The following is a 10102-nucleotide window of genomic DNA, read 5'->3' as shown; positions in this document are numbered from 1 at the left end:
GTCGCCCCCGGCCGTCGCCCACAGTTGTCGCCCCCGGCCGTCGCCCACAGTTGTCGCCCCCGGCCGTCGCCCACGGCCGTCGTCGATCCGCGGATGGACCAGGCCTGACGGCTGAGGTGGCTGAGCCGTCGACCACGGCTGTCCGAGAAGGCGGAAATCAGCCATCGGCGACGGCTCGGGGCACCCGGCCGTCGCCCGCGGTCGTTCTCGGCTCGCGGGCGAACCGTGACCGACGGCCCGGACAACTCAGCCGTCACCCACGGTCGCTCCCGGCCCGCCAGCGAACCATGACCGACGGCCCGGACAACTCAGCCGTCACCCACGGTCGCTCCCGGCCCGCCAGCGAACCATGACCGACGGCCCGGACAACTCAGCCGTCACCCACGGTCGCTCCCAACCCGCCGGCGAACCATGACCGACGGCCCGGACAACTCAGCCGTCGCCCACGGCACTCCGGGAGGCGAAACTCAGCCCTCACCCACGGCCGAGACCTGCCAGCCGTCGCCCACGGCTGCATCCGGCTCGCGGATCGACCATGGATGACGGCCCGGTGGGCTGAGCCGTGGTCCATGGATGTTCAGAAGACATGACTCAGCCATCAGCGACGGCTGGACCGGCTCGGCCGTCATCTGCGGCTGGACCCGTACGGCCGCCGTCTACGGCTGGACCCGCACGGCCGCCGTCCACGGCTGGACCCGCACGGCCGCCGTCTATGGCTGAACCGGCACGGCCGCCGTCTATGGCTGAACCGGCACGGCCGCCGTCTGCGGCTGCCGGCCTATGCCATGCGGCTGACGAACGACTGCTCATACCGGCCGGGCACAAGGAGGTTGGAGGTGACGGCGGCCCGGCATCACGGCCGGCCGCGCCCGGGTCAGCGGCCCGGCTTGGCGTCGACGGCGACCGTGATGGCGGCCAGCAGGCCGGACATCAGGTCGAACCGGTCGCGGGGCACCACGTGCAGCACCCCGCCCGTAGCCCGGCTGATGTCCTCGTCGTAGCGGGTGCGGGCCGTCGCGATGTGCCGGTACGGCGGGAGCGCCGCCACCTCGGTAGTCAGCATGTCCGGGAAGTACAGCCGCCCGGTGTGGGAGATCGCCCGCCCGCCGGCCAGGTATCCGCTGCCCACGTGCACGTCGGAGCGCACGTGCACGGCCCGTCCCGGGTGCCAGCCGGGGTGCACGGTACGGAATTCCGCGTACCCTTCGCCGTCGGTGACCTGGGCGCCTCGCAGGTACGTCTCCTCGTCCAGGGTGCCTGCCGGGTCGCAGTGCCGGACTTCCAGGACCACGCCGGTGACCGGCCGGCAGTCCGCGGAGTCGACCACCCGGATCCGCAGCATCAGTGGCACTCCGGTGCGGGTGCCGGCGATGTCGCGGCGGACCAGTTCGAGGGGGAGCGGCTCCGACGGTCCGGGCGGGACCGGGGTGAGGCGGCAGGCGTACCGGCGAATCGGTCCGGGCAGGTGGGCGGGCCGTCCCGCTCGGATCGCCGCGCGGCGGGCCTCGCCCGGGCTGACGGCCAGCCCGGCGAAGGCGGTGGCGACGCGGGCGCTGGTCGCCTCGTGGTCGGCGGCGTCCGGGTCGGCGGCTCGGCTCGCGCGCGCGTCGGCGACGGCGTCCAGCGCGATGTCGATCTCCGGGTCGGTCTCCTGGATGGTGTCCGGTGCCGGGTCGGCGGTCAGGCCGGGGTCGGGGTCGATCTCCAGGTCGGGTTCCAGGTCCGGGTCGAGGGCGGTGCCCAGACCCGCGGTGGAGGAGGGCGGCGCCGGGGGCCACCGTTTAGCCGGCAGGCCTGTCGCCTGGTCCCGGCTGATGACCGGCGTCGTGCCGGTCTCGTCGTCCCGCATGGTGCCTCACCCCCGATGTTGATCACTTCACCGAAGTCGATCTTCGCAGGAAAAAGGCCATAAAAAGCGGTTTTGCGAGATTTGTCCAAACCAGTCTCGGGACGCCGACGATGAACGCTGCGCCGATGCATTGAATACCGATAGTCACCGATGTTCGGCCGATCGGGGATCGACGCGGACAGTCCCGGCGTGGAGACTGACTGGCGGGCTTCCTCCCGGTCGCGGCACCTCCCCTCCGCGCCGCGGCCGGCATCGGACCGCACCGGCCGGAGCGCGGTCCCGGCCAGGCCGCTTCGCCCGGAGCGTCCCGGCCCCGGTGCTGCGGGTGGGCGCTGTCGTTGCCGCGACCGCCTTCCCGCAGCACCGTCCGCCGGATTCAGCCATGCCCGCGCAACCGGAACGCGACCCTCCGCCGGATTCAGCCATGCCCGCCCGACCGGAACGCGACCCTCCGCCGGATTCAGCCGCCCAGCCGGCGGTACCTCCACACCCCGAGCGGCGCGAACACCGCGATCAGCAGCACCGGCCACACCACCGCGAGCAGCAGCGCGTGCTCCGTCGGCCACGATCCGCTGATCGGCCCGGGATTGCCGAACAGGTCCCGGAGCGCCGTCACCGTCGCCGACACCGGATTCCACTCGGCCACCACCCGGAGCCACTGCGGCATCGACTCCGGCGCCACGAACACGTTGGAGACCGCACTCAACGGGAACGCCAGCGGGAAGACGATCGTCGCCACAGTGTCCGGATTGGGTGCGGCCAGCCCCAGGACCACGCCGATCGCGCTCAACGCCAGCCGCAGCAGCAGGAGCAGGCCGATGCCGAGCAGCGCGTTGCCGATCCCCCGATGCGCCGACCAGCCGACCAGCAGGCCACAGACCACCAGCGCGGAGATCTCCAGCAGCGCACGGACCTGGTCAGCGGCGATCCGGCCTACCAGCAGTGCCGAGCGCGCCATCGGCAACGACCGGAAACGATCCACCACACCACGGTTCACGTCGACCGCGATGGCCGTCCCGGTGGCGCCCACCCCGTACAACATGGTCATCACGAAGACGCCGGGCAGCAGGAACTCGCGGTACCCGCCTCCGCCCGGCAACGACACCCCGCTGCCGAAGACATAGCCGAACACCAGCACGAACATGATCGGCAGGCTGAAATAGATCACCAGCTCCTCGGGCGCGCGGAGCACATGCCGCAGATAGCGGCCGGTCATCACCAGGCCGTCCGGGACAGCGCGGCCTCGGTGGGCGGTCCTTGCAGGCGCTTTTCCGGTACGTGTGGAAGCACCCGTACCGTGACTCGCAGTGATCATCGGGTCTCCTCCCCGGTCGTCGCACGGTGTCCGGTGAGCTGCAGGAACACCTCGTCGAGGGTGGGCTGCGAGACTCCGACGTCATCCACGGCGATCCCCGCGTCCCGCAGTGCCCGCACCGTCGTGACCAGCGCGTCGACCCGGTCGGTCACCGGCGCGCGGAGTCGCCGCCGGTCCGGGTCGACATCCGGTTCAGTGCCGGTGACCCGCTGCACGACGGCGACCGCGTCGGCCAGCCGCGCGGCGTCCCGGACGGCCACCTCCAGCCGATCGGCACCGATCGTGGCCTTCAACTCCGCGGGGGTTCCCTCGGCCACCACCCGTCCGCTGTCCACCACCGCGATCCGGGCGGCGAGCTGGTCGGCCTCGTCGAGATACTGGGTGGTGAGCAGCACGGTCGTGCCGTCCGCGACCAGCCCGCGGACGGCGTCCCAGACCTGATTGCGGCTGCGCGGGTCCAGTCCCGTCGTCGGCTCGTCGAGGAAGAGCACGTCCGGCCGGCGGATCATGCTGGCCGCCAGGTCGAGCCGGCGGCGCATCCCGCCGGAGTACTCGCCGGCCGACCGCCCGGCAGCCTCGACCAGAGCGAACCGGTCCAGCAGTTCGTCGGCGCGGCGCTGGGCTTCCCGCGGTCCCATCCGGTGCAGACGGGCGAAGAGGATCAGGTTCTGCCGCCCGCTGAGGATCTCGTCGACGGCGGCGTACTGGCCGGTCAGCGCGATCCGCTCGCGAACCGTGCCGGGCTGGCGGACGACGTCGGCGCCGGCCACCTCGGCCCGGCCGGAGTCGAAGCGCAGCAGCGTGGAGAGCACCCGGACGGCGGTGGTCTTGCCGGCACCGTTCGGGCCGAGCAGCCCGTAGACGGTCCCCTCCGGAACACGCAGGTCGAAGTCGTCGAGGCCGGTCGTCCCGCCCCGGTAACGTTGGCGCAGCCCTTCGGCTGCGACGGCGTATGCAGTCATGCCGTGATGGTCACGGGGGCCGCTGACGGCGCTCGCACCGCGCGCTGACGGCCACCGTCAGCCCCGTCAGCCCGTCAGCTTGTCGGCCGTTCTGCAGTCCGTCGTCGGGCCGTCAACCGGTTCCATCAACGCCGTCAGTCCGCTCAGCGCTGTCGAACGCCGTCAGCCCATGTCGGAGCGGGTCGGGGCGGCGTTGCGGGCGAGCCGGGCCAGTCCGGCGCTCGCCTCCGACCGCAGCGGGATGCCCTGCAGACTCGACCGGACGGTGAAGACCTCACGGAACCGGTCAGCGGCCGTCGTGGTGTCGCCCTCCTCCTCGGCCAGCCGGCCCAGGGTGAGAAGGATCGACATCCGGGTGCCGTCGGCGCCGTACCAGCCCTCCGGACAGGCGGCGAGCGCCTCGTGACAGCACCGGGCAGCCTCCGCCCGGTCGCCACGGCGCACCGCGATAGTGCCGTGCCCGAGCAGGGCCGCCGCGACCAGTTCGAGCGCGCCGCACTCGCGGGCCAGTGCCGCCACCTGCGCCAGGTCGGCGGTGGCGCCGCTCAGATCCCCGGCGGCGATCCGCCCCTCGGCCCGCCCGCGCAGCAGGTCCGCCACATCCACCGTGGAACCGAGTTCGGTGGCGAGACGCAATGCCTCGTCCAGGATCTCCGTCCCGGCGGCCGGCTCGCCACGCCAGACGGCCAGATCAGCGGTCGCGGACAGGGCGATCATGGTGCCCCAGCGTTCGCCGAGCGCCCGGAACCCGGCCAGGGCCGCGGCGAAGTCGGGCGCGGCCGTCTCCGGACCGGCGCCGGAGAAGAGCCGGATGTACCCGTTGCCGACCGCGCCCAGCGCGTGACTCCACGGGTCCTCGCGCAGCGGCAGGAGCAGCCGTTCGTTGAGGAGCATCTCGTCCGGGTCGGACTGCGGCGGGCCTACCGCCAGCGCGGACAGGTACAGCGCAAACGGCTGCTCCGGCGGGGCGGTCAACGCGGTGAGATACCGCGTCCACCGTTCGTCCGGGCGTTCCGCGCCACCCAGGGCGGCATGAAGAGCGCAGAGGGCGTACGCCTCGAAGTATCCCGCAGGCGGCTCCGGCCCGATGTCCCGCAGTACCTGCCCGGCCAGCACGGTGGCCTCGGCCCGCAGCCCCCGCAGCCACCAGTAGAACGAGAGTGCCGAGACCAGGCGCAACGCGGTACCGGCATCACCCGCGGCGGACGAGTTCCGCAACGCGGCGTGCAGGTTGTCCCGGTCGGCGTCCAGCCGGTCCAGCCAGACGAGCTGCTCAGCGGTCCGCAGCCACGGGCCGGCGGTCTCGGCGAGCTCGACGAAGTACGCCACGTGCGCCCGCCGCATCCGCTCCCGTTCCCCGGACGACTCCAGGCGCGCCGCACAGTACGCCCGGATGGTCGCCGACATCCGGTAGCGGCCACCGTCCCGCTCCACCAGCGACTTCCCCACCAGCCCGGTGAGACTCTCCAGCACCCCGTCGTCCGGCTCGCCATGACGCCGTGCGCTGTAGCCCCGGGTGTCGCCGTTCTCTTCGTGCTCCAGGGTTTCGTGGAGCCGGGTGTTGCCGCAGACCTGTTCGAGGGCTTCCAGGCTCGCGCCACCGGCGAAGACGGTGAACCGCCGGGCGAGGACCCGTTCCTCGTCGGTGAGCAGGTCCCAACTCCAGGAGACCACCGCCTCCAGGGTGCGGTGCCGGCTCTGCGCCGACCGGCTGCCCCGGGACAGCAACCGGAACCGGTCGTCGAGCCGCGCGGCCACCTCCTCGACCGGCAGCGCATGCAGGCGGGCAGCGGCCAACTCGACGGCGAGCGGCAGCCCGTCGAGCATCCGGCAGATCCGGCCCACCACCTCGACGTTCCCAGCCGTGAGCACGAAGCCCGGGGAGACGTCGGCAGCCCGGTCCGCGAACAACCGAACCGCCGCCCCCGGAGAAGCCGGCCCGCCGTCGGAGAGAAGAAGAGCGGTGCCGGGAATCGCGGTTTCGAGGTGAGTGACGGCTGGGACCCTGGCGCGGGGAACGGGAGCGTCCGGGGTGGCGGTGAGGGGCAGATCGGAGACGGGGCAGAGCGTCTCACCGGTGATGCCGAGCGGTTCCCGGCTCGTGGCCAGCACTCGCAGACCGGGCGCGGCGGCGAGCAGCGCGGCGACCAGGTCGGCGGCCGCGTCGATCACGTGTTCGCAGTTGTCCAGCACCAGGAGCAGATCGCGGCTGCTCAGCGCGGCCACCAGACGTTCCCGGGCGCTGGGCGGGTGCGGCGGACCTCCGGCCGGCGGTGGGGTGTCGTGCAGGCGGGAGTCGCGTAGGCCGAGCGCGGCGAGCAGGACGCCGGGCAGGTCGGCCGGGCCGGCTGGGGCCAGTTCGGCGAAGCAGACCGGACCGGGGTGCCGGGTGGCGGCCTCGCCGGCGAGCCGTGTCTTGCCCGCGCCGCCCGGACCGTGCAACGTCACCAGGCGGCCGGTTCGCAGTGCCGCCGCGATCCGGCTCAGTTCGTCGTCGCGTCCGACGAAACTGGTCACCGGGCTCGGCGGCCGGTTCATCGCCGGACTCATGACATCAGCCTCGACGCCACCCACAGAACCGGCACCCACGGAACCACCGCCGCCGCCCACGGAACCGCTGCCGTCCACGGAACCGGTGTGGCCGGTGGAATCGGCGCGGCCCGCGGAACCGGTGTGGCCGGTGGAACCGGCGACGGCATGACGGCGTGGGACATCGGCACTCCGGGGCGCCGGGATGGACGGGCGCAACAGGGCGGCGTGTGCCTCGGCCAGGGCGGGTCCGGGGTCCACCCCGAGTTCGTCTGCCAGGACGCGACGGCTTTCCGCGTACACCCGAAAAGCCTCCGAAGAGAGGCCCGCGGCGACCAGCGCGCGCATCAGCAGAGCCCGCGGCCGCTCCCGCAGCGGATGCGCGGCGACCACCGTGCGCAACTCGGTGATCGCGGCGCCCGGATCGGTGTGCAGCAGGGCCGCGCCGAGGTCCTCCGCGGCGTCCAGACGCAGGTCGGTGAGGCGGGTGACCTGGGCGGCCGCGAACGGCGCGGACCGCACGTCGGCCAGGGCCTCGCCGCGCCAGAGCCCCGCCGCCGCGCGCAGCAGACGGGCCGCCCGGACCTGATCGCCGGCGCCGAGAGCCGTGCGGCCCTCCGCGGCCAGCGCGGCGAAGCGATGGGCGTCGACCTCGTCGGGGGCGATCGCCAGCCGGTAGCCGGCCGGATCACGGTGGATCGGCAGGTTCTGCCGCAGGCGGGAGACCTGTGACTGGAGGGCGTTGCCCGCACCGGCCGGCGGTTGCTCGCCCCAGACGCCGTCGATCAGCCGGTCGGCGGTGAGGGGGCGGCCCGCGCCGAGCAGGAGCATCGCCAGCAGCGCCCGCAGTCGTGGCCCGGCGAGCGGGATCGGCCCGCCGCCGGGGTGTTCGGCCCGCACCGGACCCAGGACACCGAACCGCATGTCCCCGATTCTGCCCCAACCGCCGGCGGCCGTTCAGGCGCGTTCGACGGCTCTGTCCAGGATGGTCAACAGGCGGGCGATCGGGTCGTCGCCGTCCGGGTCCACGCCGTCCGGTGCCGCTCCGGTCGTGCCCGGTCCGCTCCGGTCCGCTCCGGCCCGGTCCGCTCCGGCCCGGTCCGCGAAATAGCCGGTGTACCAGACACGGAAGGCCGCGGTGGCGCAGGCGACCAGCAGATGCCGCTGCCAGTCGCTCGGGTCGGCGTCCGGGTGCCGGGCGGCGAGCAGGGCCGCCACCTCCTGTTCGTGCTCGTGCGGCACGGCGACCTGGGAGACCTTGAGGTGGCTGGAGCGACGGGCGACCGTGCGCAGCGCGGCCAGCCAGTTGCGGTGGGCGACGACGAAGCCGCCGAGTTCGAGCATCGCGCCGCGGATCACGGCGGTGTCGGTGAGCCCGGCCGGGGCGGCCGCGACGTGGTCGATGACCATGCGGGCCATGGTGCGGACCGGCTCGACGGCGACGTCCTCCTTGCCGGCGAAGTAGCGGTGGAACGTCCGGGGCGCGATGTCGGCGGCCACGCAGATGTCGGCGACGGTCACGTTGTCGTAGCCCTTGTCGATGAACAGCCGCCAGGCGGCTTCCACGGCACCGCGACGGCTCTGCTCGCGTTTGCGTTCCCTGAGCGTGGTGATCGTCGGCTCCTTACGCCCTCTGTACTCCCGATGGTAGGGCCGTCCGCCCTGTGAACCCGGTCTCAGGGCCGTGCGGCGACATGCTCCGGCAACCTTGAAGTGGCAGGCTCTGCCTCGTGGCACATTCTGCCACGACATCTTTGAGGAGTTCTCCCATGCCCCAAGCCGCCGACCTCGCCGAGTCAACGGAGGAACGCAAACATTCCTGGACCGGCCGGCAGCTGATCGTGCTGCTGGTGATCGGCACCGCCGCGCTGATGGTGTCGCTGACCCAGTCCCTGCTGGTCCCGGTGCTCAACGAACTCGGCACCGACCTCGACGCCGGCAGTGACGGCGTCGCGTGGCTGCTCACCTCGACCCTGCTCGTCGGCGCGGTCGCGGTCCCCGCCTTCGGCCGCCTCGGCGACCTCTACGGCACCAAGCTGATGGTGCTGATCTCACTCGGCGCCCTGGTCACCGGTTCCCTGATCTGCGCCCTGTCCGACTCGCTGGCCCCGATGATCGTCGGCCGGGCCGTCGTCGGGCTCTCCGTCGCCACCGTCCCGCTCAGCATCAGCCTGGTCGGCGTGGTCCTGCCCCGTGAGCACTCCGGCGCCGGCATCGCCCTGATCAGCGCCATGCTCGGTGTCGGTGGCGCGCTCGGCCTGCCGCTCTCCGGCGTGGTCGCCGAGTACGCCGACTACCACGTGCTGTTCTGGATCTGCGTGGTCGGCGGCCTGCTGGTCATCCCGGCCATCGCCCGGCTCGTCCCGCAGCCCCCGCGCGCGGGCGAGGGCACGATGGACATCCCCGGCATGATCCTGCTGGGCGCGGCGATGCTGGCCCTGCTGCTCCCGCTCGCCCAGGGTGACACCTGGGGCTGGACCGACCCGCTGACCATCGGCCTGCTGGTTTCCTCGGTCGTGCTCATCGTGGTGTTCGTACTGGTCGAGCTGCGCCGCCGGTCGCCGCTGGTGGACGTGCGGACCACGGCCCGTCCGGCGCTGCTGCTCACCAACCTGGCGTCGCTGTTCGTGGGGTTCGCCCTGTTCGCCACGCTGATCGGCACCGCGACCTACGTGCAGATGCCCGAGGCCACCGGGTACGGGTTCGGCACGTCGATCCTGGTCGGCGGCCTGTGCATGCTGCCCGGCGGTCTGATCATGCTCCTGCTGTCGCCGCTCTCCGCCCGGCTGGCCCCGCGGACCGCGCTGATCGGCGGTTCATTGATCATCGCGCTGGGATTCGCCTCCCGGATCTTCCTGACCGGCAGTCTGACCCAGGTGGTGGTGGGGGCCACGATCGCCGGAGCGGGAACAGGCATCGCGTACGCGGCGATGCCCGGACTGATCGCCCACGCGACGCCGCTGTCCGAGCTGGCCGCGGCCAACGGTCTCAACGCGCTGTTCCGCAGCATCGGCAGTTCGCTGGCGAGCGCGATCGGCGGGGCGCTGCTGGCCGCCAAGACGATGGATCTCGGCGGGCACGAGCTGCCGTCGCTGGGGGCGTACCAGTGGCTGTTCGGCCTGTGCGCCGGGGCCGCCGTGCTGGCGGCGCTGCTGGCCCTCTTCATCCCGAAGCACGCGGCGACGGCGGACGCCGCGATCCCGGAGTGAACATCTCCCGGGGGTGACGATTCAACCCGTGGGGTCCGGCGTCCGTATCACCGGTCACCGGACTTCACGGGCGGTACACCTTTATAACGGGATTGAGCGGGTATCAGCAGTAGGTCAGATTACTGTCGGTTACACACGGGTGCCCTTATGTGAAGGGCGTCAATGAAATAGCCTATCCTCGTCGCCGTCTGCAGCGATGATCGGATCATGGAGGACGCGCGTGGTGGAGGAGCGAGCC

General features: G+C 72.4%; 7 protein-coding genes. 2 read left to right on the top strand and 5 right to left on the bottom strand.

All coding sequences use genetic code 11. The features are described from left to right. Positions 1-573 precede the first annotated feature (573 nt). The gene (locus tag QSK32_RS02775; RefSeq protein ID WP_285471118.1) at positions 574-720 is read left to right on the top strand and encodes a hypothetical protein; all 147 of its coding nucleotides are present in this window, start codon (positions 574-576) and stop codon (positions 718-720) included. Positions 721-874: 154 nt separating this feature from the next. On the opposite strand, the gene QSK32_RS02770 is transcribed toward QSK32_RS02775, so the two are convergent. The 5 genes from QSK32_RS02770 to QSK32_RS02750 all read right to left on the bottom strand — a co-directional run bounded on the left by QSK32_RS02770 (position 875) and on the right by QSK32_RS02750 (position 8221). Then, a complete protein-coding gene (locus tag QSK32_RS02770) occupies positions 875-1849 on the bottom strand; it encodes a peptidase associated/transthyretin-like domain-containing protein (RefSeq protein WP_052720512.1) in 975 nt (324 codons plus the stop codon). A 460-nt stretch (positions 1850-2309) separates the two neighbouring features. Continuing rightward, positions 2310-3065 (bottom strand): ABC transporter permease, encoded by a 756-nt coding sequence (locus QSK32_RS02765; protein ID WP_045742985.1) that lies wholly within the window; start codon positions 3063-3065, stop codon positions 2310-2312. A gap of 95 nt (positions 3066-3160) precedes the next feature. Continuing rightward, on the bottom strand, positions 3161-4126 hold the full coding sequence (locus QSK32_RS02760; protein WP_045742927.1) for a daunorubicin resistance protein DrrA family ABC transporter ATP-binding protein: 966 nt from the start codon (positions 4124-4126) through the stop codon (positions 3161-3163). A gap of 162 nt (positions 4127-4288) precedes the next feature. Further along, positions 4289-7579: an AfsR/SARP family transcriptional regulator gene (locus tag QSK32_RS02755; RefSeq protein WP_285471117.1), complete on the bottom strand. Its 3291-nt coding sequence runs from the start codon at positions 7577-7579 to the stop codon at positions 4289-4291. A gap of 33 nt (positions 7580-7612) precedes the next feature. Beyond that, positions 7613-8221, bottom strand: coding sequence for a TetR/AcrR family transcriptional regulator (locus QSK32_RS02750; protein WP_285471116.1), 609 nt, complete (start codon positions 8219-8221; stop codon positions 7613-7615). 203 nt (positions 8222-8424) lie between these two features. On the opposite strand from QSK32_RS02750, the gene QSK32_RS02745 reads away from it, so the two are divergent. Beyond that, complete coding sequence (locus QSK32_RS02745; protein WP_045742928.1) at positions 8425-9864, top strand: MFS transporter; 1440 nt, start codon at positions 8425-8427, stop codon at positions 9862-9864. Positions 9865-10102: the final 238 nt, after the last annotated feature.

The sequence above is a fragment of the Actinoplanes sp. NBRC 101535 genome (genome assembly GCF_030269225.1).
Classification (GTDB): domain Bacteria; phylum Actinomycetota; class Actinomycetes; order Mycobacteriales; family Micromonosporaceae; genus Actinoplanes; species Actinoplanes rectilineatus.
Note: the sequence above shows the minus strand (reverse complement) of the source record. Positions and strands in the feature narration are given on the sequence as shown.

What these genes read in the sequence shown, in the direction of transcription:
- QSK32_RS02775 (WP_285471118.1), top strand. Translation starts at nt 574, where the DNA reads ATGTTCAGAAGACATGACTCAGCCATCAGCGACGGCTGGACCGGCTCG.
- QSK32_RS02770 (WP_052720512.1), bottom strand. Translation starts at nt 1,849, where the DNA reads ATGCGGGACGACGAGACCGGCACGACGCCGGTCATCAGCCGGGACCAG.
- QSK32_RS02765 (WP_045742985.1), bottom strand. Translation starts at nt 3,065, where the DNA reads ATGACCGGCCGCTATCTGCGGCATGTGCTCCGCGCGCCCGAGGAGCTG.
- QSK32_RS02760 (WP_045742927.1), bottom strand. Translation starts at nt 4,126, where the DNA reads ATGACTGCATACGCCGTCGCAGCCGAAGGGCTGCGCCAACGTTACCGG.
- QSK32_RS02755 (WP_285471117.1), bottom strand. Translation starts at nt 7,579, where the DNA reads ATGCGGTTCGGTGTCCTGGGTCCGGTGCGGGCCGAACACCCCGGCGGC.
- QSK32_RS02745 (WP_045742928.1), top strand. Translation starts at nt 8,425, where the DNA reads ATGCCCCAAGCCGCCGACCTCGCCGAGTCAACGGAGGAACGCAAACAT.